Source organism: Nocardia sp. CA-290969 (assembly GCF_050936135.1).
Classification (GTDB): domain Bacteria; phylum Actinomycetota; class Actinomycetes; order Mycobacteriales; family Mycobacteriaceae; genus Nocardia.
The window spans coordinates 388,989-415,830 of record NZ_JBNJNJ010000001.1 but is presented as its reverse complement, the minus strand read 5'-3'; the positions used below and the strand labels follow the sequence as shown (position 1 = coordinate 415,830).

The window sequence follows — 26,842 nt, the reverse complement described above, 5'->3', positions numbered from 1 at the left end:
GCCGGTTCACCGGCCGACCTCCGAGGGTTCGGATTGCGCCGCACCGTTGGCAGCGGACTCGTGACCGGACGAACCGCCGTCCGGGCTCACGGTTCCCGTAGGCGCCGCTCCATTTCCTTCGCCACCCGGTGTCCCGGCGGCGGTGTGCGGAGCACGGTCATCGCCGTGCACCGACCCTGCCGCCCGGCTGCCGGCCGCCGCGGCGCCCGACCCGTTGCCCGGGCGGGGGCCCGCGCCGTTCGCGACCGCGGCGAGCTCCCGATCCGGCTGCGCCGCGGCTGTCCCGTTCGGACCGGCCGGGATCAACCCGTCGGTGCTCTTGCCGTCCCAGTTGAGCAGATTGATCCGGCCCGTCTTCTCTTCCGGTGCCGCACCGTTGGTATCGGTGAGATGGAACTTCTCCACCATCTGGTCGAAGGCGGTCATCCCGGGGCCGCCGTCGTTGTCCAGGCTGCAACCCGTCGCCAGCGAATCGAGCTCGTGGGCCTGTGCACCGGCGCCGGTCGGGATCACGTAGCGGTGCTCGTATTTCGCGATGGCGAGCAGCCGGTACATCGCCTCGATCTCTTCCGGTTCCAGCCGGACCGAGGGCGCGATCGACGGGTCGGGTTCCTGGCCGAGGTTGATCGATCGCATGAACGCGCGCATCCCGGCCAGCCGCTGCAACGCCGCCCGCACCGGGCCCACGTCACCGGCGGTGAACAGTTCGGCCAGGTACTCCACCGGAATCCGGAGCGCGTCGATGGCACCGAACAAATTCGCGTGATCCTCGCCGTCGTGCCCGGTTTCGGTGAGCACATCCACCACCGGGGAGAGCGGCGGCACGTACCAGACCATCGGCATGGTGCGGTATTCCGGATGCAGCGGCAGCGCGATCTGATAATCGACGATGAGCTTGTAGACCGGCGAATCCTGTGCGGCCTGAATCCATTCCGGCGAGATCCCGGCCCGTTCCGCTTCGGCGACGACGCGCGGGTCGTGCGGATTGAGGAAAACACCGAGCTGGCTCGGATACAGATCCTTGTCCTCGGTGACCGAGGCCGCCTCGAGAACCGCGTCCGCGTCGTAGAGCATGACGCCGATATAACGCAGCCGGCCGACGCAGGTCTCCGAGCACACGGTCGGAATACCGACCTCCACGCGCGGATAGCAGAACGTGCATTTCTCGGCTTTGCCGGTTTTGTGGTTGAAGTAGATCTTCTTGTAGGGGCAGGCGGTCATGCACTGCCGCCAGCCGCGGCATTTGTCCTGGTCCACCAGGACGATGCCGTCCTCGGAGCGTTTGTAGATCGCGCCGGAGGGGCACGAGGCCGCGCACGACGGGTTCAGGCAGTGCTCGCAGATCCGCGGCAGGTAGAACATGAAGGTCTCTTCGAATTCGAGCTTCACCTGCTCGGAGACCCGGGCCAGCAGCGGATCCTTACCGACCTGTTCGGGCCCGGAACCCAGATCGTCGTCCCAGTTCGCGCCCCAGGTGACCTTCGTATCGTCCCCGGTGATCAGTGATTTCGGCCGTGCCACCGGGGTGGTGTCGATGGCCGGGGAGGACAGCAGATTGTCGTATTCGTAGCTCCACGGCTCGTAATAGTCGTCGATGGTCGGCAGGTCGGGATTGGCGAAGATATTCAGCAGACGCTTCAACCGCGACCCCGATTTCAGGGTGAGTTTGCCGCGTTTGTTGAGGGTCCAGCCGCCCTTCCACTTCTCCTGGTCCTGGTACTGCCGCGGATAACCCTGCCCGGGACGGGTTTCCACATTGTTGAACCAGACGTATTCGGTGCCGCCGCGGTTGGTCCACGCCTGCTTGCAGGTGACCGAGCAGGTGTGGCAGCCGATGCATTTGTCCAGATTCATGACCATGGCCATTTGCGCCATCACACGCATAGCTGGTTCGCCTCTCCGGGAATCGTGCGCGTCGGGTTCATATCAGTACTCCACCTTCTGACTGCGGCGACGGATGGTGGTGACCTCGTCGCGCTGGTTACCGGTGGGGCCGTGGTAGTTCAGCGCGAACGACTGCTGGGCGTAGCCGCCGATCAGATGGGTGGGTTTGATCATGATCCGGGTGAGCGCGTTGTGGATACCGCCGCGTTTGCCCTTGCCCTTGAAGGTTTCGCCCGTTCCCGCGGTTCCCTCGATCCGCGGGACGTCGACCGCCCGGTCCTGCGCGTGGTACATGAACACGGTGCCCTCGGGCATCCGGTGCGAGACGATGGCGCGGGCCACCACCACCCCGTTGCGGTTGATCGCCTCGATCCAATCATTGTCGGCGACACCGATTTTCGCGGCGTCCTTATCCGACATCCAGATCGTCTGCCCGCCGCGGGAGAGCGTGAGCATATGCAGGTTGTCCTGATAGGCGGAGTGGATCGACCATTTGGAGTGCGGGGTCAGATAGCGCACGGTGACCCCGCGCTCGCTCACCTCGCCCACTCCGGGTTCGGCGAACAGTGCCGTCATATCCAGCGGCGGCCGGAAAGTGGGCAGTTGTTCGCCGAGTTCGATCATCCAGTCGTGGTCGAGATAGAAATGCTGGCGCCCGGTGAGGGTGTGCCACGGTTTGAGCCGTTCGGTGTTGATGGTGAACGGCGAATAGCGGCGGCCACCCGTTTCCGACCCCGACCATTCCGGCGAGGTGATCACCGGCACCGGCCGCGCCTGGGTATCGGCGAAGGTGATCCGTTTACCCTCGTGTTCGGCGGCCAGATCGGCCAGTTCGGTCCCGGTACGCCGTTCCAGCGCCTGAAATCCTTCGACCGCCAGGCGGCCGTTGGTGGTACCCGACAGCGCCAGGATCGCCTCGGCGGCCTGATGGTCCTTGGCCAGCGAGGGCCGGCCCTGCGCCACCCCGGACACCACCGTCCCGTTCACCCCGGCGAGGTATTCGACCTCCGCGTCGGGGTGTGTGGTGACGCCCTTCGTGGTGAGGCCGAGCGTATCGACCAGCGGCCCCAGCGCCGCCATCTTCTCCGCGAGCTTCGGATAATCCCGTTCGACCACCACCAGTTTCGGCATGGTCTTGCCCGGAATGGGTTCGCATTCCCCGGCTTTCCAGTCCAGCACCCGCCCACCGGCCTGCGCCATGGCGTCCGGCGAATCGTGTTGTAGCGGGACCGCGACGATATCCTTGCGCACCCCGAGATGTTTCTCGGCGAGCCAGGAGAAACCGCGCGCGATGCGGTGGAACGCGTCGAAATCGGTTTTCGCCTCCCACGGCGGCGAAATGGCCGGGGTGAAGGCGTGTACGAACGGATGCATATCCGTGGAGGACAGATCGTATTTCTCGTACCAGGTGGCGGCGGGAAGCACGATATCGGAGAACAGCGTGGTGCTGGTCATCCGGAAGTCCAGGGAGAGCAGCAGGTCGAGTTTTCCGGTGGCCGCTTCGTCGCGCCAGACGAGTTCTTCCGGGCGGACGCCGGTGGTGTCGTCGGTCTGCAGGTTGGAATCCGCGCCGAGCAGATGCCGGTGGAAGTATTCGTTCCCCTTGCCGGAGGAACCGAGCAGATTGGCCCGCCAGACAGTGAGGACGCGCGGGAAATTCTCCGGGGCGTCCGGGTCCTCGCAGGCGAAGCGCAGGTCGCCGGATTTCAGTCCGTCGACAACGTGCTCGGCCGCCGTGCGCCCGGCGGCCTCGGCTTCGTCGGCGAGGTCCAGTGGGTTGCGGTCGAAGGTCGGATACGAGGGCATCCAGCCGAGGCGGGTCGCCAGGGCGATATTGTCCGCGGCGGTGCGACCGGCGAACTTGCCCTTGCCCAGCGGCGAGGAGAAGGCGTCGGCGGTGAACGGGTCGTAGCGCCACTGGTCGTTGGTCAGGTACCAGAACACGGTGCCCTGCATCTGCCGTGGCGGGCGCTGCCAGTCCAGGCCGAAAGCGAGGGTGGACCAGCCGGTCACCGGGCGGCATTTCTCCTGCCCCACGTAGTGTGCCCAGCCGCCGCCGTTCACGCCCTGGCAGCCGGTGAGCAGGGTCAGGGTGAAGAACGACCGGTAGATCTGGTCGGAATGGAACCAGTGGTTGGTTCCGGCGCCCATCAGGATCATCGACCGGCCGCCGGAACGGTCGGCGTTGTCGGCGAATTCGCGGGCGATCCGCCGGGCCTGCACGGCCGGGACGCCGGTGATCGACTCCTGCCAGGCGGGGGTGTACGGCTCGGTGGCGTCGTCGTAACCGGTGGGCCAGGTGCCGGGCAGATCCGGGCGGCCCACGCCGTACTGGGCGAGCAGCAGATCGAACACCGTGGTGACGCGTTTACCGGCGACGACCTGCGTCGGCACCCCGCGGGTCAGCACACCGGGCACATCGCTGTCGAAGCGGGGGAACTGTACGGCCGCAGCGTCGTCGGTGCGGCCGTACAGCGTCAGGAGTGGCTCGACACCCCCGAGGTCCAGATTCCAGCGTCCGGTGCCGTTCTCGCCGAACCGATCCCCCAGCGATCCGTTCGGCACCACCGGTTCGCCGTCGGAGTCCAGCACCACGGTCCGGAATTCGGCGCCCTCGTCGGTCCTGCCGAGGTCGGCGGCGGTGAGGAATTTGCCCGGTACCGCGACCCCGTCCGCCCCCTCCTCGACGGTGATCAGGAACGGCAGATCGGTGTATTTGCGCACGTAGTCCAGGAACCGCGGCGTGCTCTTGTCGACGAAGAACTCCCGCAGCACCACATGACCCATCGCCATGGCCAGCGCGGCGTCGGTACCGGGCCGGGCGGCGACCCATTCGTCGGCGAATTTGGTGTTGTCGGCGTAATCCGGTGACACCACCACGACCTTCTGGCCGCGGTAGCGGGCCTCGGTCATGTAGTGGGCGTCGGGCGTGCGGGTCACCGGGACGTTGGAACCCCACATGATGAGATAGCCCGCGTCGAACCAGTCCGCGGATTCCGGGACGTCGGTCTGGTCGCCGAACACCTGCGGTGAGGCGACGGGCAGGTCGGCGTACCAGTCGTAGAACGACAGCATCGACCCGCCGAGCAGCGAGATGAACCGGGCGCCGACAGCATGACTGACCATCGACATCGCCGGAATCGGGGAGAACCCGGCGATCCGGTCGGGCCCGAACTCCTTGATGGTGTGCACATGTGCGGCCGCGGCGATCTCGGCGGCCTCCCACCATTCGGCGCGCACGAATCCGCCCTTGCCGCGCGCGGCCTTGTACTGCCGGGACCGTACGGGATCGGCGACGATATCGCCCCAGGCCAGCACCGGATCCTTCAACCGCTGCTTGGCTTCCCGGTACAACTCCAGCAGCGTGGACCGCACATACGGGTAGCGCACCCGGGCCGGCGAGTAGGTGTACCAGGAGAACGACGCACCGCGGGGGCAGCCGCGGGGTTCGTATTCGGGTTTGTCCGAGCCCACCGACGGATAGTCGGTCTGCTGGGATTCCCAGGTGATCACGCCGTCTTTCACGTAGATCTTCCAGGAGCACGAACCGGTGCAGTTCACGCCGTGGGTGGAGCGCACCACCTTGTCGTGCGACCAGCGGTCGCGATAGAACTCGTCGGCACTGCGGCCGCCGACCTTGTGCACGGTGCGGTGGTCGGCGGAGACTTCGCCGCGCTGGAAGTATTTGCCCAGCCGCAGCAGTGCGTCGCCGGCGCCCGGTTCGCCGGGGCGGGTATCCGAAGCGGTGTGCGGCGAGCCCGGAGTACGTGAAACAACCACGACGCCCCCTTTTCTGCAAGCGGTGAAATCGGGCTGATGTCTCGACTGTAAGGACGGCGCCGGACCAGGCCAAACGGCATTCTCACAACGAAAATGCACAGGTGGTGAGCTGTGAGGTCGCCGCAATCCGGCCGTCACGGCGAGCCGGGTCGCGGTGCCGGGCCCGGGAGCAACCACCTGGGGAAACAGCTCCGGCCGCCACTGAACACCCGCCCGGGCGGCCGGTTCCGGTTCCGGCGGTGAACGTTCGGAAATCGGTGCTTCTCCGGCGGTTTACATTTGTTTACAAATCCCGGAGTGGCGGCCGTCACTGCTCCGAGGCAGGTGGCGCCGCTTCCTGCGGATGGGAAGGCGTCGCTGCGACCGGGACCCGCAAATCGTCTACGCTGCTGCCCGATCCGACCGCGTCGGCGGTCGCGCGAGCATATTCGAGGTACGCGATGTTCAGCGTTGACCGGTGGGTGCGCAGACGGATACGGACGACCACGGCCCTGGCGGTCGCGCTGCTCGCGGCGGCCGCTGCGGCGCTGCTGCCCGGCCCGACCGCCCGGGCCACGCCCGGCTTAACCGTCCATCCCGGCATGGAGATCCGGCACAGCGAGATCGCCGACGGTAAGAAACGCGTCACCCGCTGCACGATCGGGCTCACCGGATCGATCGGCGCGGCCCAGTACGCCGTCACCGCGGGCCACTGCTACCACGAGGGCATCGTCACCGATAAGGACGGAAACCCCATCGGCTGGTTCGAACACCATCGTCCGGACGAGGGGCTGAAGTTCGGTTTCGGCCTGATCAGGTTGTACGACGGAATCGGTGTCGCCGCGTCCATGGGACGGTTCGGACTGTCCACGGTCGATATGAAACCGCAACTGGGCCAGGAGATCTGCAAGATCGGGGCCACCACCGGCTGGAGTTGCGGCACCATCACCGAAGCGGACGAGAAATGGCTCTACGCCACCAACGCGCTGGGCGCCGAGGCCGGTGATTCCGGGGCGGTGGTCTACCGGCAGACCTCCGACGGCCATGCCGCGTTCGTCGGCATCCTGGTGGCCTACGACGATGCGCAGGGGCGCAGCGCGGTCGTGGAACCGGCCGCCTGGCTCTTCGACCAGATCGAACGCTACGGCCCCACCCGTGACGATCCGTTCATCTGGTATCGCGTCTGACGGCCGGATTCAGACCCCGAGCGCACCGGCGAACACCGGCCAGGATCGGTGCAGATCGTCCTGCCAGTACGGCCAGGCGTGGGTTCCGGGATGAATGTGGACGGTCGCCGGGATCTGCCGGGCGGCCAGCTCGGCGGCCATCCGGCCGGTGCAGTTGTGCACGATGGATTCCATGGTTCCACCGACGAGCATCCGGTCGGCCAGCCGCAGCGGATCGCCGTCGATACCACGTGAATTCAGTGCCTCGTGCGGGCCCGGCGAACCGTTACCGGAGGAGATATAGAGCGCGGTCCCCCGTAACCGATCCAGGTGCAGTATCGGATCGTGCTCGGGCCACGCCGGATCGCCGGGGCCGCCCCACATGTTGACGGCGTTCGCGCCGAATACCGCGAGCTGCGAATACACGATGGCGCGGGCCGCCGGGTCGGTGGTCCGGGTGCAGCCGCTGTAGGCACCGGCGGCCTGGTAGAGGCCGGGTGCGCGGATCGCCAGATTCAACGCCGAGGTCGCCGACATCGACAGCCCGGCCACCGCATTGCGGCCGCTCATCCCGAAACGGGCGTTCAGCAGCGGGGGCAGCTCGCGGGTGAGGAAGGTTTCCCATTTGTTGCGGCCCAGGACCGGATCGTCGGCGAGCCAGTCGGTGTAGTAGCTGGCGCGCCCGCCCATCGGCACGATCACGTTCACCGGTTTGCCGGCGAAGAATTCCGCCACGTCGGTACGCCGCATCCATGGTCCGCCGTCTTCGCCGCCGTCGCCGGAATTGAGCAGATACAACGCCGGCGCGCCCGTGCCCGGATGTGATACCCACAGCGTGATCGGCCTGTCCATGGCCGCCGAATGGACCACCACTTCGAACTCCCGGCCGCCGAGCGGACGCACCTCCAGGATCCGAGCCGGCCCCTCCGCCGCGGCCGGAGCCGCCGCGAAACCCACCGATACCAGCGCTGAACACAGGGTGAACAGGTACACCAGGCAACGCGGCAGCCGGTACATGCCGTGGTTTCTACCATGGCGGGTGCCCGTCCCGGCACCACTCACCTGGCGTGTTCGTCGCGGGCGTGCACCCGCAGCGCGGTGATCTCCCCGGCCTCTTCGTCCGGCACCCGCATCCGCTCGGCGATCGACCAGCGCAGGGCGCGCGGCAGCTGCGGCGCCATCTTGCTGAAGTACGCGTACAGCCAGTCGGTCCGCGCCACCAGGAAGGGGTAGTCGGTGGTCATCATGGGCCGGATCACCAACATCGGCAGCGGTGCGTCCAGCGGGTGGAAATCGACGTTCCACAGTCCGGGCACCCGGCAGCCCGGATAGAACTGGCCGAGCATCAGGCCGTCGCGCACCACGTCCGTCTTGTGGCGGCAATGCACGGTATCGATGCGGTCGTAGTGGGTGAGACCGGGGAAAACGGCCACCGTGGTGAGCGATCGGGTGTCGGCCTTCGCGGCACGCAGGCGGTTGTACAGTTCGTGGGCGTCCAGCACCGCGGCCGATATCTCGTCGGTGGTCAGCGCATCGCCGCCCCGCAGCGAGGCGACCCAGAGCGCGTGCCGGTCGGCGGTCTGCCGGACGAACGGGCATACCGGTCCGTCCCGCCCCAGATCCGGATGCGAGTGCATCAGATGGTCCCCTATCCAGGGGGTGAGCACCGCGGCATCGGGATGGTCCGCGGTCCATTCCGCGGGGTTTTCGTAAACATCCCGCCAGGTCGAACCGGTCCGCGCACCGCGATAGGCATGTGCGGTCGCATCGCGCGGCACCGGAACCGGATGCCTCCGTACCTGCGGTGGGATCATCGCCCGCTGCGCGCTCATCGGCTGCCCGCCGGCTCGGCGAGGCGGGCCAGATGATCGGCCAGGATCGGCGCGATCACCGCGACAGCCTCGGAATTCATCAACTGACCGTGAGTTCCGTCGACCGGATACTCGATCAGATCCCCGGTGACGTAGGGGCGCCACAACCGTGCGTCGAGCAGTTCGGTCACGCCCCGGCCGGCCGAAAAATACAGGAGGTCACCGTCGAACACGCCGGGCCGATAGCGGGCCGATATCTCGACTCCGGCGATGTAGGCGCGGTGTAGCCGGTCGAGGTGGGCGGCGGTCAGGCCCGCGCCCAGGGTGGCGCCCGCGGCCGCCAGCTCGGCGGCTGCTTCGGCGGCGGTCAGATCCGGGAGTTGCGCCGCGTGCGCCTCGTCGGGTTCGTCACCGAGCAGATGGGTCAGCAGATCCCGCATCCGCGGTCGCGGCGGCGGCGGGGCGTCCGGCGGGAAGACGACGCTGTCGAGCATGGCCAGTACCGCGACCTCACGACCGAGAGCACGTAACCGCACCGCTACCGCGTGGGCGAGCTGACCGCCCAGCGACCAGCCGAGCAGATGACACGGCCCCTCGGGCTGCACCCGCAGAATCTCGGCCGCGTAGCGGTCGGCGAGGGCTTCGGCGGTGGCGGGACCCGGCTCGTCGCCGGTGAGCATCGGAGATTGGACCCCGTAGACCGGGCGGTCGGTGATCCGGCGGGACAGGCCCGCGTAGCACCAGGCCAGCGGCACCGCGGAATGGAAACAGAACAAGGGCGGCTGCCCGCCGCCGCGCCGCAACGGCAGCAGAGTCTGCAGCCCTTCGTCGTCCGCCCCGCCGGTCTGCCGCCCCGCCGCACCGGTACCGTGGCTCCGCGACCCCGGGATCACCCGGCCGGAGCCGATACCGGAATCCGGCGCGCACTGCCCGTTTCGGGCCGCGGCGTAATCCGGTCCACGGTAACCCGCGATTCGGTCGGCGAGACCCGCCACTGTCGGCGTCGTGTACAACCACCGCACGGTGACCGGAACATCTGTCGCATCGGCGAGTTCGGCCGAAAGACCCACGCCCAGTAGCGAATTACCGCCGAGCGCGAAGAAGTCGTCGTCCAGGCCGATATCCGGGCGGCCGACCACACCGCCGAACCGCTGCGCGACCGACCGCTGCAGCTCCGTCTCCGGGGCGCGGTAGGTACGCGGCAGTACCGGTTCGGGCAGCCGCGCACGGTCGAGCTTTCCATTGGCGGTCAACGGAATCCGGTCGATCTCGAGGAGCACCGCAGGTACCAGTGCGGCGGGCAGCTCGGTACGCAACCGCCGCAATACGGCAGCAGGATCGAACCGGTGTCCCGCGGCGACGACCACATAACCGGCCAGGCGGGCCGCCGGTCCCGGACCGCCGCCCGCAACCGTCACCACCGCCTGGTCGATCTCGGCGCATGCGGTGAGGGCCGATTCGATCTCGCCCGGTTCGATCCGGCGGCCGTGCAGAGCGAGCTGCCGATCGACCCGCCCGAGGTATTCGTACCCATCGGGACCGGCACGCACGAGATCGCCGGTCCGATATACCCGCGTGCCGGTGCCTGCGGGATCGGCGACGAAACGGGCGGCGGTGGCCGCCGGATCGTGCAGGTAGCCGAGCGCCACGCCGGGCCCGCCGATATACAGTTCACCGCGCCCGCCGGCCGGCACCGGCCGCAGCCGGCCGTCCAGAAGCGCTGCCCGCACGCCGGGCAGTGCCGGGCCGATCGAAACCGGATCGTCCGGCGCGAGGGGATCGCTCTGCATCGCCATCACTGTCGCCTCGGTCGGACCGTAGCCGTTGTACAACCGGCCCCGGGGCGCCCAGCGTCGGACGAGCTCGGCGGCCGGGGTTTCCCCACCGGTCACCACGGCGCGCAGGCTCGGCAGTTCGCCGGGGTCCAGGGTGGCGAGCACCGCGGGTGTGCTCAGCAGATGGGTGACTTCGGCCGCACGGATCAATTCGGCGAGCCCGCCACCGGCCACCGGCCCCGCCGGGGCGACGACCAGCCGTGCCCCGGCCGCGAACGCCCCGAGCAACTCCAGCAGGTGCGCGTCGAATGCGGGGGAATGGGCATGCAGGACAACCGAATCCGGCCCTATCCGATAGTGGTCGACGATGTACTCGGTGAGCGTAGCCAGCCCCCGGTGACCGACGAGCACACCTTTCGGCGTTCCGGTGGTGCCCGACGTATGGATCAGATACGCCGGATGATCCGGACCCGGCCCGGCCCGGGGCACTTCCGATTCGGCAGTGACGGCGCCGGTATCCAGCACCGGTGGCGGCCCGCCGTCGCCGCCACCCCATGCGCGGCCGATCCCCATCTCCGCGGCGGGAATGCCGGCCCCCCGGATCCCGGCCGGACCGTCGAGCTCCAGCCAGCGCACCCGTCCGGCAGCGTCGTCCGTACCGGCGCCGGCTGCCTCCGCAGCGGGTAGGTCCGGCCGTACACCTGCCACCGTCAGCCCGAGCCGGATTCCGGCGGCTGCCAGCACGGTCGCGATCCGGTGCGGTGGGTCGGTGGGATCGATCGGCACGAAGCAGGCGCCCGCGGTGGCTACGGCCCAGAAGGCGAGTACCGATTCGATCGAACGTGGGATCACCACCGCCACGGGGGTGCCCGGGCCGGCACCGCACGCGGTCAGCACCCGGGCCCATGCGCGAGACAGGTCGTCCAGCTGTCGATAGGTCAGCGATCTCGTCCCGTCGTCGACGGCCACCGAATCCGGGTACCGCATCCCCGCACGCAGCAGCTCCGGCAGCAGCCGCTCAGCAGCCCGTTCCCTCGACCGGGATCTGCACGGGAGCTCCGACCGCCCGGCAACGACACCTGACGTGCCGGTGTCGTTCTCGCCGTCGAACAAGCGCGCGACCGGCTCGTCGCCCGCGGCGGCGAGAAAACGATCGAAAAAGGCGAGGAATCCGCGGTGATACCAGGCCAGGGTGGCAGCCGAGTACCGGGCGGGGTTCCCGTGGAAATCGATACTGATCGAACTTTCCTCGGGTCCGAGCTGGTAGCCGTTGACCAGCAGATCCTCGACCGGCCCCGACGACAACAGCTGAGCATGCCCGCTGAGCGGGCCCAGCCGCATCGGTTCCACGAACCCGAGCACATTGATCGCCGGTCCGAAGCCGCCGCGCTCCACCCGGCCGCCGCCGCGGTCGCGCTGGATATCCTCGTACGGGTATCGCTGATGGCGAAGCGCCGCAAGCACTTTCGTATGAACCTGGGAGACGGCCGCCGCGACGGTTCCCTGTGCGATTCCGGTGAGCCGCAACGGCACCACATTCGCCACCGATCCGGCGGATCGGCGCAGCACGGCCGTGGTGCGCGCCGGCACCGGTAGCGACAGCACCGGATCGTCGTTCCCGGTCAGCCGGGCGAAGTAGCACGCGAATGCGGCGATCAGCAGCCCGCCGAAGGAGGCACTGTGCCGGCCACGGGCCGCGGCGACCGAACGGGCTGTCTCCGGCCCGACCACCGCCGAAACCCGGTGCGGCCGTGGCCGCGGCGCCGCCGGATTGCCCGCGAGCCCCACCGGCTCGGCCAGACCCGACAGCGCCTCACGCCAGTACTCCCGGTCGGCCACCGCCCGCGCCGATCGCCGATAGGAATCCTCGGCGGCGAGCAGTCCGACGGTGTCCAGACTGCGCGGCGGCCCCGCATCCGCCCCGGCGACCGCGGCCCGGTACAACTCGCCGGTCCGGCGCAGCAGTGCGACGGCGCCCACACCGTCGAGCACCAAATGGTGGCTGCGCAGGTACAGCAGGTGCCGTTGCGGTGCCACCCGGTACAGGATCGCGACGGTGAGTTCGTCGGTGCGCGGGTCGAGCGGGGCGTGGTGGTCCTCGCTCATGTGGCCGAGCGCTTCGGCTATCGGGTCGGGACGGGCGGCGAGATCACTGACCGTGAACGCCAGTTCCGCGTCGGTGCGCACCTGCCGCGGCCTGCCGTCCACCGCCCGTACCCGCACACACGGCGATTCGAGTTCCCGGGACGCGCGGCGGCCACACTCACGCATCAGCCCGACGTCGAGCGGACCGTGCAGATCCAAGTACATCGCCACGGTGTATGGGGTTTCCGGGTACAACTGCTGGGCCACCCACCAGCGCAATTGAGCCGCCGACAGCGGATGATCCGATACCGTTCCCTGCGAGCTCACCTCGATCGCGCCTCCTGCGTTGTCCGGTCGAAACCGTCAGGAGAAACAACGCGACACGATCCACGCCGTTCGGCAACAGCCCGGCCGCTACGACTTCCTGTGGAAACCACCTGTGGCGAACACTACGCCTGCCGGGGCCGTAATACACCGGTCCCGGCTCCCGGTGCTTCCGCTCGACTCCGGACCCGGCCGCAGCAAGTTACGACCCGCAGTACGGATAACAATCGATCCATCATTCGGACCGGAGGCACACGGTGGGTACGCCCGGCGCGGACATCGACGTAGCGTTCGCAAACCCGGCCAGCACGCACGCGCGCCGGCTCGGGCGGCAATCGCAGACCGGCGAGCCGCTCACCGCCCGCGCTCGGGGAGTCGAGCTTTACCGGCAACCCCGGCCGCGACCGTACGGCTCGTTATCCCTCGCCCCACGTCGTCACGATTGCGGAACAGCGGTGCCCGTCGAGCGCGGCACGGGATATCCGGCCCCGCCGGAAACAGCGGTGCGGTAGCGGTCGGCGATCAATCGGACCACGGCGGGATGCACGCCGATCGGGTCGGCGACCCCGGTCGCGCCCGCCTGATGCAGGCGCTCGTGGAACAGTCCGTGCGCCAGGAGGTAGGAGGCGATGAACACGCGTTGCGCCCCCTGCGCACGCAGTTGCGCCACCACCTCCGGGACCCGCGGTGCGCCCGTGGCGACATACGCCGTACGCACCGGTGTCGCGAGTTGGGCGGTGAGCATGGCGGCGGCGCGGCGCACATCCGCGCGGGCCCGCGGATCGGAGGAGCCGGCGGCGGCGAAGACCACGGCGTCGCCCGGGCGCCACCCCGCCGCGCGCAAGCGCACGACCATGATCCGGGCCAGCGCCGGGTCGGGACCCATCGCTGCCGTCACCGTCACCGCCGGATGGCCGCCGTCGCCCACTTCCCTCGGCACGTCCTGATAGACGTGATAGCCGGACGCCAGAAATGCCGGAACCACCACGGCGGGAACGGTATTCGCACCGTCCGGAGACTGTGCGGCGAGATCGCGCAACACCTCCGACGGCGAAGGGCCGAGCACATCGACGAATGCCGTGCGCACCGATGGGCGCACGGGCGAGCTGCCGGCGACCGCGCCGAGTTCCGCGATGGGGTCGCCGGTGCAACCGCACCCGGCGAATCCGTGTTCGGCGGGAAGGATCGCTGCCCGCAGGTTGCGGGCACCGTGCCCGCCGGCGGCCTTGTGCACGCATCGGGTACCGGCCGGTGCCGGCCGGCGCCCCAGCTCGCGACCCACCGCCTCGGCCAGCGCCGCGATCATCTCCACACCCTTACCGCTACGGGTTCCGTGCGCCACCAGAACCAGCGCGGGCGATTGCGGCGGCCTCACCCGGGAACCACCGTCCGCACATAGCGGTTACGTGCCGGTACCGCGGGCAACGGCCCGGTGTCGGCGTTGTTGTCGGTACATTCGGCCGGGTCCATGGCCAGCCGGTAACCACGTTTCACCACGGTCTGGATCGCCTTCGGGGTCCCCAGGCCGGCCCGCAGCCGGGCGATGGCGGTCTCCACCGCGTGGGTGTCCTCGCCGCCGCCGGGCAGGGTCGCCAGCAGATCCTCACGGGAGACCACGCGACCCGGATACCGGGCCAGTGAACGCATCAGCGCCATCGGCGCCGGCGCCAGCTGTTTCACCGTGCCGTCCACCACCACGCAGGCACCGCGCACGCTGATGGTGTGGCCGGCGGCATTGATCCGGCCCGCCCGCCGCGGCAGTTCCTCGGCCACATGCCGGGCCAGCGCCCCGAGCCGCGCGCGGCCGGGCATGGTGACCGGCACCCCGAGTTCCTCCAGCGGTGCCGCGGTGATGGGCCCGACACACGCCGCCGGCACCCGGCTGCGCAGGGCATGCAGCACACCTTCGAGCACACCGGTTTCCTTGGCGCGCATCAGCATCGACGCCACCGCGGGTGCGCTGGTGAAGGTCACACAGTCGATCGCGGAGGTCACGATGGCCTCGATCAGATTGTCCATCGGACCGCGATCGGCCGGCGGCTCCCACCGGTACACCGGCACCGGCACCACATCGGCGCCGGCGCAGCGCAGCACCTCACAGAAATCCGGGATGGGCTCCCATTCGGTGGTCGCGCCGTGCAACTGGACCGCGATCCGCACCCCCTCGACCCCCTCGGCGAGCAGATGATCCAGCACCTCCGCCGACGATTCGGACGCGGGCGACCATTCCTCGCGCAATTCGGCGGCCCGGATCGCGCCCTTGGCCTTGGGGCCGCGGGCGAGCATCCGGGTGCTGCCGAACGTGGTACGCAGCTGTTCGGCCAGCCCCCAGCCCTCCGCCGCCTCCATCCAGCCGCGAAAACCGATCCCGGTGGTGGCGACGGCGATCTGCGGCGGGTCGGCGACGAGCTCGCGGGTCACCCGTTCGAGTTCGGTGTCGTCGGCCAGCGGAATGATCCGGATGGCCGGCGCGGACACGACTGTCGCACCCCGGCGGGTGAGCAGGGTGGCGAATTCCTCCGCGCGCCGGGCCGCGGTGATACCGATGGTGAACCCGGCCAGCGAGGTGTTCGTATCCGGAACCGTCATGCCGTACAGCCGTTCGGGGTCACGACCATGGGCTCGTCGGAGATGGAGACCAGCCCGTCGTCCACACGCACGGCGTAGACCGGCAGCGATTCGGTCGCGTCGTCCAGGCAGTGGCCGTCGATCAGCGAGAACGCCTGCTTCAGCAGCGGCGACGCGACCACCGGTTCACCGCCGCGGTCACCGACGATCCCGCGCGACATCACCGCCGCCCGGCCGAAGGGGTCGATATTGCCCACCGCGTACAGCGTGCCCTCGGGCAGCAGGAACAGCGCGGCCTGGGCACCGCTGGGCAACAACACCGCCACACCGCGGCCGGGGATCAGATAGTCGAGACGGCAGGCCTGCGTCCACCCGGTGGTGGTCGGGGCAACGCCAGGGGTATCGATCACGGTCATTTGGTGTCTCCTCCACACGCCTTACCCATTGGTACCGGCGTCCTGTTTCCTCACGGTTAAGCCGTCATTTCCCACTCGTAGCGACTCGAGCCGCCACGCTCGCCGATCCGCCGCGCGCCACGCGGGTCCCGGGTTTCCGCTGCTCACAGCCTGTCGGTCGACCGGTATTCACTACCGCCTCCGGGTATGGCGGGCAGGCCGCGCCGTCGCGGCTTACCCACCACGCCCGCCGTGGTTACGCTTCGCTGCCGCCTCCGGGCATGGCAGGTAGGCCGAGCAGCACCGGGACCTTGCGTTCGCCGCTGTCGTCGAACGAGATGGTCGGATCGGCTTCGGCCGGGGCGTTGACGAAGGAGACGAAGCGCGACAGCTTCTGCTCGTCCTCGAGCACCGCCGCCCATTCGTCGCGGTAGCCGGCGACATGCGCCGCCATGGCAGATTCCAGATCGTCGGCGATACCGAGGCTGTCCTCGCAGACCACCTCGCGCACATAGTCGATGCCGAGATCTTCCTGCCACGGGGCGGTGCGCTGCAGGCGGTCGGCGGTGCGGATGTAGAACATCAGGTAGCGGTCGATGTATTTGATCAGCGTCTCGTCGTCGAGATCACCGGCCAGCAGTACCGCGTGCTTCGGGGTGAGGCCGCCGTTACCGCCGACGTAGAGATTCCAGCCGTTCTCGGTGGCGATCACACCCACATCCTTGCCGCGGGCCTCGGCGCACTCCCGGGCGCAGCCGGAGACCGCCAGCTTCAGCTTGTGCGGCGACCGCAGGCCGCGGTAGCGCTTCTCCAGCAGGACGGCCATGCCCACCGAATCCTGCTGGCCGTACCGGCACCAGGTCGAACCGACGCAGCTCTTGACGGTGCGCAGCGACTTTCCGTACGCGTGACCGGATTCCATTCCGGCGTCCACGAGCCGCTTCCAGATGAGCGGCAGCTGTTCGACGCGGGCGCCGAACAGGTCGATCCGCTGCCCGCCGGTGATCTTGGTGTAGAGACCGAACTCCTTGGCGACCTCACCGATCACGATCAGCTGCTCGGGCGTGACCTCCCCGCCGGGCATCCGCGGCACCACCGAGTAGGTGCCGTTCTTCTGCAGGTTCGCCAGGAAGTGATCGTTGGTGTCCTGCAGCGCGGCCTGTTCGCCCTCGAGGATGTGCTCACTGGAGGTGGAGGCCAGGATGGAGGCGACGGTGGGCTTGCAGATATCGCAGCCGGCGCCCTTACCGTGCCGGGCGATCAGCTCCGAGAAGGTGCGGATACCCGTGGCCTGCACGATCTGGAACAGTTCGGCGCGTGACTGTTCGAAGTGCTCGCACAGCGCCTTGGACATCTCGACGCCGGACTGCTCGAGCACCTTCTTGATCATCGGCACACAACCGCCGCAGGAGGTACCGGCCTTGGTGCAGGCCTTGATCGCGGGGATATCGCAGGCGCCCTCGGCGATGGCACCGCAGATGGCGCCCTTGCTCACATCGTTGCAGGAGCAGATCTGCGCTTCGTCGGGCAGCGCGTCGGCGCCGAGTTCCGCGCCGGCCGGGGAGATCAGCGCGGCCGGTTCGGCCGGCAGCGGGCGCCCGACCAGCGGGCGCAGCGCCGCGTACTGGGTGGCGTCGCCGACCAGGATGCCGCCGAGCAGGGTCTGCGCGTCATCGGAGATCACCAGTTTCGCGTAGGTGCCGCGCGCTGCGTCGTGCAGCACCACCGAGAGCGCGCCCTCGGTGGTGCCGTGCGCGTCACCGAAGCTGGCCACATCCACGCCGAGCAGTTTCAGCTTGGTGGACATATCGGCACCGGGGAACTCACCGGCCCCGCCCAGCAGCCGGTCGGCGACGATTTCGGCGGTGGTGTAGCCGGGGGCCACCAGGCCGTAGCAGACCCCTTCGACCGCCGCGCATTCGCCGATCGCGTAGATATTCGGGTCGGAGGTGGCCAGGCCCAGATCGGTGATGATGCCGCCGCGCGGGCCCACCTCGAGACCCGCATCGCGGGCGATCTGGTCACGCGGGCGGATACCGGCGGAGAACACCACCAGCGCGGCGTCGATCTCCGACTCGTCGGACAGCTTGATCTTCAGTCGATCGGCGGGCGCCGCCGCTTCGCTGCGTTCGATTTCCTGGGTGCCGACCCCGGTGTGTACCCGCAGGCCCAGATCGGTGACCAGCGTCTCCAGAATCGCGCCGCCGCCCTCGTCGACCTGCGCCGGCATCAGGCGGTCGTTGTACTCGACCACATGCGGGGTGAGCCCGAGCATCCGCAGCGCATTGGCCGCCTCCAGGCCGAGCAGACCGCCACCGACCACCACACCGTGCGCGCCGGGCCCGGCCGCTTCGGCCGCGGCCTTGATGCCGTCGAGGTCCTCGATGGTGCGGTAGACGAAACATTCGGGGTGATCGTGGCCCGGCACCGGCGGGACGAACGGGTAGGAGCCGGTCGCCAGGACGAGGGCGTCGTAGTCGAGCACCTCGCCGGTGGCGGTGGTCACCTTCTGGGCGTCCTTGTCGATGGCCTCGGCGCGCTGGCCCAGGCGGAGGTCCACCAGATCGTCACCGGCGTATTCGTTACCCGGCAGCGCCAGCGAGGCCGGATCCCAGTTGCCGACGTAGGAGGACAGGCCCACCCGGTCGTAGGCGGGCAGTGTCTCCTCGCTGAGCACGACGACCTGCCACTGCCCGGCCTCGTCGCGGGAGCGGAGCGCCTCGACGAAACGGTGCCCGACCATGCCGTGACCGGCGACGACGACTGTTTTGCGCTGTGCGTTCATGGTGTCCTCCGTGGAGATCCGGTGGTCAGACCGACGACCGGGCGGACCGGGTTTCGGTGGGCTGGGGCGTACGGGCGGATTCGGCCCGGCGGACCAGGGCCTCGGCTTCGGCGACGATTTCCCGGTCGGGCGCGGGGCGACGGGGGCGGCGCAGGAACACCGTCCAGGTCACCAGGGCGCAGGCGATGTAGAAGGCCATGAACACCCAGAAGGCGGTGGTCGCCGATTGCGTCGAGGCGTAGGACGACCGCAGCACCAGGTTGATTCCGACACCGCCGAGCGCACCGATGGCGCCGACGAAACCGATGAGCGCGCCGGAGGTGTTCTGCGCCCAGGCGGCGCGTTCGGCCGGGCTCGCATCGAGGCTGCGTGATTTGGCGTCGAAAACCGACGGGATGATCTTGGTGACCGAGCCGTTGCCCACCCCGGAGAGCACGAACAGCGCCACGAAACCGGCGACCAGCACCGCGAGCACCGGCCCGGAGAATCCGTGCGCGGACCGGTCGGCGACCGTCGAGGCCACGGACACCACCACCGCGGCGACCATCATGGCCGCGAAGGTGAACAGAGTGACCTTGCTACCGCCGATCCGGTCGGCGAGTTTGCCGCCGTAGGGCCGGGCCAGCGAACCGAGCAGCGGCCCGATGAAAGCGATCTGCGCGGCATGCAGGGTGGCCTCGGCGGCGGTGTCCCCACCGGCGACGAAACTGATCTGCAGGATCTGGCCGAACGCGAAGCTGTAACCGATGAACGACCCGAAGGTACCGATGTAGAGGAACGACACCGCCCACGACTGCGGCACCTTCAGCGCGGTGAGCATGTAGGACAGATCGGCCTTCTGGTTCGGCAGATTGTCCATGAACAGCGCGGCGCCGAGGCCGGCCAGGACCACCAGGACCAGGTAGGCCGCACAGATCACCGAGGCGTACTCGTTACCGAGGGTGGCGATGATCAGCAGCCCGAACAGCTGGATGACGGGAACACCGATATTGCCGCCGCCCGCGTTCATACCCAGCGCCCAGCCTTTCAGGCGCTGCGGGTAGAAGGCGTTGATATTGGTCATCGACGAGGCGAAGTTGCCACCGCCCAGGCCGGCGAACGCCGCCACGATCAGGAAGGTCGTGTAGGACGTGCCCGGCTGGTTCACGAAGTACAGCGTGAGCAGGGCCGGAACCAGCAGCGCGCCGGCGCTGAACACCGTCCAGTTGCGGCCGCCGAAGCGGGCCGTCGCCACCGTGTACGGGATGCGCAGGATCGCGCCGACCAGGGTCGGCACCGCGACCAGGAAGAACTTGCCGGCCGCGTCGATCCCGTAGGTCTCGGTCGGCATGAACAGCACCATCACCGACCAGATGGACCAGATCGAGAATCCGATGTGCTCGGCGACGACCGACCAGATGAGGTTGCGCGTGGCGATCTTCTTACCGCCGGCCTCCCAGGCCGCGGTGTCCTCGGCGTCCCAGCGCTCCAGCTTCGGCCGCCGGAACAACGCCTGTACGGCATTGCGGCGACTTTCTGTCTGCGTGTTCAAAGGGCCTCCCAACGTGGTTCGACCCCACGTTAGGAAACGGGTATTGCCGCAATGCTGCCCAAAATGACCGCCGAATCAACGGTTTCTCACGCGGTTGCGGTCGGGTAGGTGAGAAACCGGCGCTTGTTAACTCGGTGTCACACAGGCGTTTCCGGGCGTCACGAATTGCCCACTTTCACCGGGGAGCACGGTGAGGGCCTGCGCAAATGATGACCTGGGTCACGCCCGGGCGCAACCCGGGCGCCGAACACAGTCCGGATCCCCGGCGCGATCAGCCGACGGCGGGTCCGTCCTCGAGCAGTCGCGGTTTACAGGCCTGCCAGGCGCCGATCAGCAGCACCACCACGGAGACACCGAGCAGCGCGAACGGGGCCGCCCAGCCGCCGGTCACGGTATGCAGCATGCCGAACACGACCGGACCGATACAGGCCAGCGCGTAACCGACGCCCTGGGTGAATCCCGACAGGGCCGCGGAACCGGCCGGGGTGCGGGTGCGCAGGTTGATCAGGGTGAGTGCCATCGGGAAGGTACTGGGGCCCAGGCCGAGGATCACCACCCACAGCACCGGCGCGCTCATCGGCGCGACCAGCAGCCCGGCGAAGGCCACGAGGAAACACACCGCACAGCCCACGGCCACCGGGAAAGGGTTCGCGAGCCGGGCCGCCACCGTCGGCGCCGTCAGGGCCGCGACGAGCCCCATCAGGGCGAACAGCGCGACCATCGAACCGCCGAAGGCGGCGTCCGCACCGGCGTCGGAGAGGATGGTCGGCAGCCAGGTGAACACCGAATAGGTGGTCAGCGAGGTCATCCCGAACATCGCCGACATACCCCAGGCCAGCGGCGAGCGCCAGACCTTCGGGGCGGCACCCGGAGTCGCACCGGGCAGGCCGGTCGTATCCGCCACGGCCGCGCCGCGCCGGGTTCGCAGGACGCCGATCCAGGGCACGGCCGCGGCGAAACCGAGCAGCGCCCACACCCCCAGCGAGACCCGCCAGCCGTGTGCTTCGGCCAGCGGCACGGCCACCAGGGCGGGGATGACCGTGCCGATCTGCACCATGGTGATGTAGAGCGCGCTCACCGTGGCGAGGCGATCGGGAAAGTACCGTTTGACCAGCGGCGGAACGACGATATTGCCGATACCCATACCGCCGAGGGCCAGCGCGGAGAACAACAGCAGCCCGGCGGTGCCCGAAACGAGCACCCGGGCGAGCATGCCGATTCCGGCGGCGGTCATGGCCAGCAGCACGGTCCATTCCAGTCCGAGCCGCCGCGCCAGCATGGGCGTGAGCAGACCGGTCACCGAGAACATCAGGGTCGGGATCATGCCGAAGACACCGACGACGGCCGTGGAGTAGCCGATGTGCTCGCCGATCTCCTCGGCGAGCGGGGTGAAGGCGGTGACGGCTACGCGGAGCGTGAGCGCGGACATGACGATCGCCGCGAGTACCAGCAGGCGACCCTCGGTGAGCGTGCGACGCCGGCCCGCAGGAGACGGGTCGGCCGGACGGGTGGCCTGTGGCAACGCTGCAGTCACCGAGAAATCATAGGATGACCCTATGACCAGGACAAGGGAGTTGTGACGGGCGGTACTCTGTCAGCGTGCAAAGCGTTCGCCGCACCAGTCTCATCGCCCAGGTCACCGAGCAACTCAAAGAGGATATCCGCTCGGGACGCTGGCCGGTCGGGACGCGGATCCCCACCGAACCCGAACTCGCCGAGCTGACCGGTACCGGTCGCAATACGCTCCGCGAGGCCGTCCAGGCGCTGGTCCACGCCGGCATGCTGGAACGGCGGCAGGGTTCGGGTACCTATGTCATCGCCACGTCCGAAGTCGGCGGCACCCTCGGAAAATACTTCGCCGAGGCCGCCGAGCGCGATGTCCTCGAGCTACGGCACGGCCTGGAGGCCACCGCGGCCGCGCTGGCCGCGCACCGCCGCGACGACACCGATATCGCCGAGCTCACCCATCTGCTCGGGGAACGCAACCGGCTCTGGCGCATCGACCGCGCCGCCGCCATCGAAGCCGATGTCCAGCTGCACCGCGCGATCGTGGTCGCCAGCCACAACGCGGTCTATCTCGAGTTCTACGATTCCCTGCTCGGCTGTATCGAATCGTCGATCCGCTCGCGAACCGACCGGCTCGACAGCTGGTACAGCGCCGAACACACCGAGCTGGTGCAGGCGATCACCGACGGTGACGCCGAACGCGCCGCCAAAACCACCCGCTGCTTCCTGGACTCCCTGCTGGCGGAGTACCCCGACCGCTGACGAGTTCCAGCGAGGTTACCGAGCTTTCACCCGCACATTCCGCGATCGTGAGCGGGATTTGTGCCGATCGTCATAGCGCGCCATTCCGCTGAAACACCCGGCTTCTAGCGTTTCCTCACGTCACAACACCGCACTCGACTACCGGCCGCCGCGCCGGGGACACCCGGTTCGCCGGGCACACCGAGTCATGACGAGAGGGACGCCGATGACCGCGATAGTCGACACCGGCCAGCAATCACCCACTACGGCACCAACGTTCACCCACCGCCGCCGCGGGCGCTGGATCGATCGCTGGGAACCCGACAACGAACAGTTCTGGGCCTCCGGCGCCGACCGCACCGCACGCAAGAACCTGATCTTCTCGGTGTTCGCCGAGAACCTCGGATTCAGCATCTGGGTGCTCTGGGCCAGCGTGGTCACCAGTATGGGCGCCGCCGGATTCGGTTTCCTGGAAGGCCTGGGCCGCGGTAACCCGGTCGCGGTGAGCAACGCCCTGCTGCTGACTTCCATTCCGACACTTGTCGGTGCGGCCCTGCGCATCCCCTACACCTTCGCCATCCCCCGCTTCGGTGGTCGCGCCTTCACCGCGTTCAGCGCGGGAATGCTGTTGATCCCCGCGCTGGGCCTGATCTTCTTCGTCAATCAGCCCGGGACCCCGATGTGGGTTTTCGTGGTGCTGGCGGCACTGTCCGGCTTCGGCGGCGGCAACTTCTCCTCGTCGATGGCCAATATCTCGTTCTTCTTCCCCGACGGGAAGAAGGGCGCCGCGCTCGGGATCAACGCGGCCGGCGGCAATCTCGGCGTCGCCCAGACCCAGCTGCTGCTGCCGTTGCTGATCACCCTCGGCACCCATCTCACCGCGAAGGACGCCGCCGGATACCGGTTCGGCATCACCCTGTCGGTGCTGGTGTGGGTGCCGTTCATCCTCGCCGCCATGTTCGGCGCACTGCGTTATATGGACAGCCTGTCCACCGCGAAATCCGACGGCCGCTCCTACAAACTGGCGCTCACCAACCGGCACACCTGGGTGATGGCCTTCCTCTACATCGGCACCTTCGGATCGTTCATCGGATTCTCGTTCGCCTTCCCGACCCTGATCAAGGCCAATTTCCCCGATCTGGCGAGCATCGGCTGGATCACCACGCTGGGTAACCTGGCCTTCCTCGGCGCCTTCGTCGGCTCGTTCTCCCGGCCGTTCGGCGGCTGGATCTCGGACAAGCTCGGTGGCGGCGCGAAGATCACCATCGCGGTGTTCGCCGGGATGGCGGTCGCGGTGGCACTCATCATGGCCGCACTGGAGATGAAGAGTTTCCCGCTGTACCTGATGGCCTTCCTGCTGCTGTTCGTGCTCACCGGTATCGGCAACGGTTCCACCTACCGGATGATCCCGTCCATCTTCAGCGCCGAAGCCAAGAAATACGCCTCGGAACACGGGATCGAACCGGTCGAAGCGGCGGCCTCGGCCAAGCGTCAGGCAGGCGCGGCGATCGGGGTCATCGGCGCGGTCGGCGCCTTCGGCGGTTTCGTGCTGCAGCAGGCATTGCGCCTGTCCAACACCAACTTCGGCACCATGGAACCGGCTTTCTGGGCGTACGCCGTGGCGTTCCTGGTGATGGCCGGGGTCACCTGGTGGTTCTACCGCCGGGCCTCGTTCGCCGTGCACCGGGTCCCCTCACTGGCCTACGCGAACGTCTGACGGGCAGGCGAAGGGCCGGCCGGAGGACAACCCGGCCGGCCCTTCGTATTGCCCGGTCACACCATGAAACGGACCATATCGGCAGTCCGCACCAGTCCCGGCAGCGCTTCCGGCGTCGACCGGGGATGCAGCACGTGCACCGCCAGCCGGAAGATCACCGCGCGCAGCAGCATCTGCGGCCATTCCGGCAGATCGGCCCACCGCTCCATCAGCCCTTCGTCCGCCCCGCCCCACGACAGCGCGTCCACCACGATCACCCCCGCCGCCCAGGCCGGCGGCCGCCAATACGGGGTGATATCGGTGAGCCCCGGCGTCTGCGCCCCGGCGAACAGCACCGTTCCGAACAAATCCCCGTGCACGAGTTGAGCCGGCGTGCGGACCGGTTTACGCAAGGTGGCCAGCTGGCCGATCAGATCCACACTGTGCCGGCCGTCCGGCGAATTCTCCATCACCGCGCCCGCCGCGCGCAGCGTACGCAACGGCACCGTTTCCCAGGCCGCCCGGTCCGCGGCCACGAAAACGTCGACATCCAGCCACGGGGTCACGGGCGGCTGGGAGAGAAAACGCGGCCGCTCCAGCGTCGCGGTCGCCTTGTGCAGGCGTAACGACACCGAGACCACCTCGTCGTGCCGGGGTTCCGGCGCACCGGGCATATAGGTATCGCACCGCCAGCCCGACACCACATACCGGCCGTCGGTGGCCCGCACCGGCCGGGCCAGCCGCAACCCGTCCACCCGCAGGCTCTCCCGGACCTTCGCCGACCACGCCGCCCGGGCGTGATCGGCGACGGGGCTGAGCACCACGTCACCGAGGCGCCAGCCGCCCTCCCAGTCACCGAGGGCGACCGGGTCCAGTTCGCGCAGACCGAATGTGGCCCGCACATGCTCGGGGGGTTCGACAGTGGTGGTCACGGGCCGTACCGTACTCCCGGCGCCGACCCCGTCCAGTGCGCCACACCGGGCCGTGGCCGGGCCGCGACACGCCGCCGTCCATTGCCGTATCCCACCGGCCCGGACGACATTCCGGTACGGTCACCGCCCCGTCACGGACCGATCACCCGAGTTCGCGCCGGATCCCGGATCATGTCGAGGGACGGACCGGCGAATCTACCGCGGGCAACAATCGCCCGGTGCGCAGGCTCGATGCTGGAGCCCGACCGCACCGTGCCGATACCCAGCACAGTGCCGCCGGCCATCGGCCCCGCTCCACACCGGTGTCGCGTGTGCTGTGCTGATGCCCGACCCGGCGCGACGGCGGCCACCGGCGTGGGTGGGAGCCAGGAGCGGACCGGCCGCAACATCACTACCTCCCCGAGCGCTGGGAAGCCGACTCGGCTACGGCCGGGTCCGCACGCACAGCGGCGCCGATGGTTCGCCGCCGGCCTACGGGGATCAGTACACCGGCAGCGAGGGATCGACCTGGTGGGCCCAGGCGATCACGCCGCCCTGCAGGTGGGTCGCATCGGCGAAACCGGCGCGTTTGAGCGCGGCCAGGGCTTCGGCCGACCGCACCCCCGTCTTGCAGTGCAGCACGATCTTGCGGTTCTGCGGCAGTTCGGAGAGTGCCTCACCGGAGAGGATGCGATCCTTCGGGATCAGCGTGGCGCCCTCGATGTGCACGATGTCCCATTCCACGGGTTCGCGCACGTCGATCAGTTCCACATCGCCGGCGTCCAGCATGTCCTTGAGCTCACGCGCGGTGACGGTCGAGCCGGCCGCCGCGGCCTGCCCCTCCTCCGACACCACACCGCAGAACGCCTCGTAGTCGATCAGTTCGGTGATCGGCTGCCGGGCGGGGTCTCGGCGCAGCTTGATGGTCCGGTAGCTCATATCGAGTGCGTCGTACACCATGAGCCGGCCGAGCAGCGGGTCACCGATCCCGGTGATGAGCTTGATCGCCTCGGTCACCATGACCGAACCGATGGACGCGCACAGCACGCCGAGCACACCGCCCTCGGCGCAGGACGGCACCATCCCGGGCGGCGGGGCCTCCGGGTACAGGTCGCGGTAGTTGATTCCGCGGCCGTCGGGGGCGTCCTCCCAGAACACCGAGACCTGGCCCTCGAAGCGGTAGATCGAACCCCAGACATAGGGCTTGCCGGCCAGCACCGCGGCATCGTTGACCAGGTACCGGGTGGCGAAGTTATCGGTGCCGTCGACGATCAGGTCGTATTCGGCGAACAGTGGCACCGCGTTCTCCGGCTCCAGCCGGATCTTGTGCAGCCGCACGTCGATCCCGGAATTGATCTCCAGGATCGAATCGCGGGCGCTGTCGGCCTTGGGGCGGCCGATATCGGATTCGCCGTGGATGACCTGGCGCTGCAGGTTCGAGGCATCCACCTCGTCGAATTCGACGATGCCCAGCGTCCCCACCCCGGCGGCGGCCAGATACAGCAGGGCCGGCGAGCCCAGCCCGCCCGCGCCGATCACGAGCACCTTCGCGTTCTTCAGCCGTTTCTGCCCGTCCATCCCCAGATCGGGAATGATCAGGTGGCGGCTGTACCGGGCGACCTCGTCCCTGGTCAGCTCCGCGGCAGGCTCCACAAGTGGGGGCAGGGACTTCGGTGATGACACGTCTGCGAACTCCTCGTATCGAATAGCCGGGTTGCGGTGTGGGCACTACGGCTGAACGGACGGTGACCCGTGGCCGATGCGCCGACCGGTCGCACCGGCGTCGGTTCCGGGTACAACGCGGGTGCGCCGAGCATTCTTCCCGGCGCCCGTCCACGCCCCGCGCCCAGGGCACGGCAGCCGGACCGGCCGGCGTCCCGGCTGCGCGGCGCCGGTCTCAGGACT

Annotated in this window: 16 protein-coding genes; 3 read left to right on the top strand and 13 right to left on the bottom strand. The window is 68.6% G+C overall.

Annotated elements, in window-relative coordinates:
* Window positions 1-6: 6 nt before the first annotated feature.
* On the bottom strand, window positions 7-1,884 hold the full coding sequence (gene narH, locus ACQEVO_RS01960; protein WP_432908207.1) for a nitrate reductase subunit beta: 1,878 nt from the start codon (window positions 1,882-1,884) through the stop codon (window positions 7-9).
* A gap of 42 nt (window positions 1,885-1,926) precedes the next feature.
* Window positions 1,927-5,664: a nitrate reductase subunit alpha gene (locus tag ACQEVO_RS01955; RefSeq protein WP_432908204.1), complete on the bottom strand. Its 3,738-nt coding sequence runs from the start codon at window positions 5,662-5,664 to the stop codon at window positions 1,927-1,929.
* Between the two features lie 440 nt (window positions 5,665-6,104).
* On the opposite strand from ACQEVO_RS01955, the gene ACQEVO_RS01950 reads away from it, so the two are divergent.
* The gene (locus ACQEVO_RS01950; protein WP_432908202.1) at window positions 6,105-6,830 is read left to right on the top strand and encodes a hypothetical protein; all 726 of its coding nucleotides are present in this window, start codon (window positions 6,105-6,107) and stop codon (window positions 6,828-6,830) included.
* Window positions 6,831-6,839: 9 nt separating this feature from the next.
* Here ACQEVO_RS01950 and ACQEVO_RS01945 read toward each other — a convergent pair whose 3' ends face one another.
* The 9 genes from ACQEVO_RS01945 to ACQEVO_RS01905 all read right to left on the bottom strand — a co-directional run bounded on the left by ACQEVO_RS01945 (window position 6,840) and on the right by ACQEVO_RS01905 (window position 21,617).
* Complete coding sequence (locus ACQEVO_RS01945; RefSeq protein WP_432908199.1) at window positions 6,840-7,826, bottom strand: alpha/beta hydrolase; 987 nt, start codon at window positions 7,824-7,826, stop codon at window positions 6,840-6,842.
* Between the two features lie 41 nt (window positions 7,827-7,867).
* Complete coding sequence (locus tag ACQEVO_RS01940) at window positions 7,868-8,641, bottom strand: DUF6875 domain-containing protein (RefSeq protein WP_432908196.1); 774 nt, start codon at window positions 8,639-8,641, stop codon at window positions 7,868-7,870.
* The gene (locus tag ACQEVO_RS01935) at window positions 8,638-12,807 is read right to left on the bottom strand and encodes an AMP-binding protein (protein WP_432908194.1); all 4,170 of its coding nucleotides are present in this window, start codon (window positions 12,805-12,807) and stop codon (window positions 8,638-8,640) included. Before ACQEVO_RS01935 ends, ACQEVO_RS01940 begins: the two co-directional genes overlap by 4 nt.
* Window positions 12,808-13,240: 433 nt before the next feature.
* Complete coding sequence (locus ACQEVO_RS01930) at window positions 13,241-14,179, bottom strand: sirohydrochlorin chelatase (protein WP_432908191.1); 939 nt, start codon at window positions 14,177-14,179, stop codon at window positions 13,241-13,243.
* Window positions 14,176-15,393 (bottom strand): uroporphyrinogen-III synthase, encoded by a 1,218-nt coding sequence (locus tag ACQEVO_RS01925; protein WP_432908189.1) that lies wholly within the window; start codon window positions 15,391-15,393, stop codon window positions 14,176-14,178. Before ACQEVO_RS01925 ends, ACQEVO_RS01930 begins: the two co-directional genes overlap by 4 nt.
* Window positions 15,390-15,788 carry a nitrite reductase small subunit NirD gene (gene nirD, locus ACQEVO_RS01920; RefSeq protein WP_432908186.1) on the bottom strand — a complete coding sequence of 133 codons (399 nt, stop codon included), beginning with the start codon at window positions 15,786-15,788 and terminating at the stop codon, window positions 15,390-15,392. The genes ACQEVO_RS01925 and nirD overlap by 4 nt, the downstream gene beginning before the upstream one ends.
* 235 nt (window positions 15,789-16,023) lie before the next feature.
* Window positions 16,024-18,552, bottom strand: coding sequence for a nitrite reductase large subunit NirB (nirB, locus tag ACQEVO_RS01915; RefSeq protein WP_432908184.1), 2,529 nt, complete (start codon window positions 18,550-18,552; stop codon window positions 16,024-16,026).
* A 25-nt stretch (window positions 18,553-18,577) separates the two neighbouring features.
* Window positions 18,578-20,041 carry a nitrate/nitrite transporter gene (locus ACQEVO_RS01910; protein ID WP_432922267.1) on the bottom strand — a complete coding sequence of 488 codons (1,464 nt, stop codon included), beginning with the start codon at window positions 20,039-20,041 and terminating at the stop codon, window positions 18,578-18,580.
* A gap of 313 nt (window positions 20,042-20,354) precedes the next feature.
* Window positions 20,355-21,617 carry an MFS transporter gene (locus ACQEVO_RS01905; protein ID WP_432908181.1) on the bottom strand — a complete coding sequence of 421 codons (1,263 nt, stop codon included), beginning with the start codon at window positions 21,615-21,617 and terminating at the stop codon, window positions 20,355-20,357.
* Window positions 21,618-21,682: 65 nt separating this feature from the next.
* On the opposite strand from ACQEVO_RS01905, the gene ACQEVO_RS01900 reads away from it, so the two are divergent.
* Window positions 21,683-22,351 (top strand): FadR/GntR family transcriptional regulator, encoded by a 669-nt coding sequence (locus tag ACQEVO_RS01900; protein WP_432908179.1) that lies wholly within the window; start codon window positions 21,683-21,685, stop codon window positions 22,349-22,351.
* A 205-nt stretch (window positions 22,352-22,556) separates the two neighbouring features.
* Window positions 22,557-24,047 (top strand): MFS transporter, encoded by a 1,491-nt coding sequence (locus ACQEVO_RS01895; protein ID WP_432908176.1) that lies wholly within the window; start codon window positions 22,557-22,559, stop codon window positions 24,045-24,047.
* Window positions 24,048-24,103: 56 nt separating this feature from the next.
* Here the strand turns inward: ACQEVO_RS01895 and ACQEVO_RS01890 are convergent, their stop codons facing one another.
* Together ACQEVO_RS01890 and moeZ are read right to left on the bottom strand one after the other, a co-directional pair.
* Window positions 24,104-24,958 carry a TIGR02569 family protein gene (locus ACQEVO_RS01890; RefSeq protein WP_432908174.1) on the bottom strand — a complete coding sequence of 285 codons (855 nt, stop codon included), beginning with the start codon at window positions 24,956-24,958 and terminating at the stop codon, window positions 24,104-24,106.
* Between the two features lie 480 nt (window positions 24,959-25,438).
* Window positions 25,439-26,620, bottom strand: a complete 1,182-nt coding sequence (gene moeZ / locus ACQEVO_RS01885) for an adenylyltransferase/sulfurtransferase MoeZ (RefSeq protein WP_432908171.1) — start codon at window positions 26,618-26,620, stop codon at window positions 25,439-25,441.
* Window positions 26,621-26,842: the final 222 nt, after the last annotated feature.

Bases quoted from the DNA above. Each gene is read 5' to 3' on its own strand.
- narH (WP_432908207.1), bottom strand. From the start codon at position 1,884: ATGCGTGTGATGGCGCAAATGGCCATGGTCATGAATCTGGACAAATGC.
- ACQEVO_RS01950 (WP_432908202.1), top strand. From the start codon at position 6,105: ATGTTCAGCGTTGACCGGTGGGTGCGCAGACGGATACGGACGACCACG.
- ACQEVO_RS01945 (WP_432908199.1), bottom strand. From the start codon at position 7,826: ATGTACCGGCTGCCGCGTTGCCTGGTGTACCTGTTCACCCTGTGTTCA.
- ACQEVO_RS01940 (WP_432908196.1), bottom strand. From the start codon at position 8,641: ATGAGCGCGCAGCGGGCGATGATCCCACCGCAGGTACGGAGGCATCCG.
- ACQEVO_RS01925 (WP_432908189.1), bottom strand. From the start codon at position 15,393: ATGACGGTTCCGGATACGAACACCTCGCTGGCCGGGTTCACCATCGGT.
- nirD (WP_432908186.1), bottom strand. From the start codon at position 15,788: ATGACCGTGATCGATACCCCTGGCGTTGCCCCGACCACCACCGGGTGG.
- nirB (WP_432908184.1), bottom strand. From the start codon at position 18,552: ATGAACGCACAGCGCAAAACAGTCGTCGTCGCCGGTCACGGCATGGTC.
- ACQEVO_RS01895 (WP_432908176.1), top strand. From the start codon at position 22,557: ATGACCGCGATAGTCGACACCGGCCAGCAATCACCCACTACGGCACCA.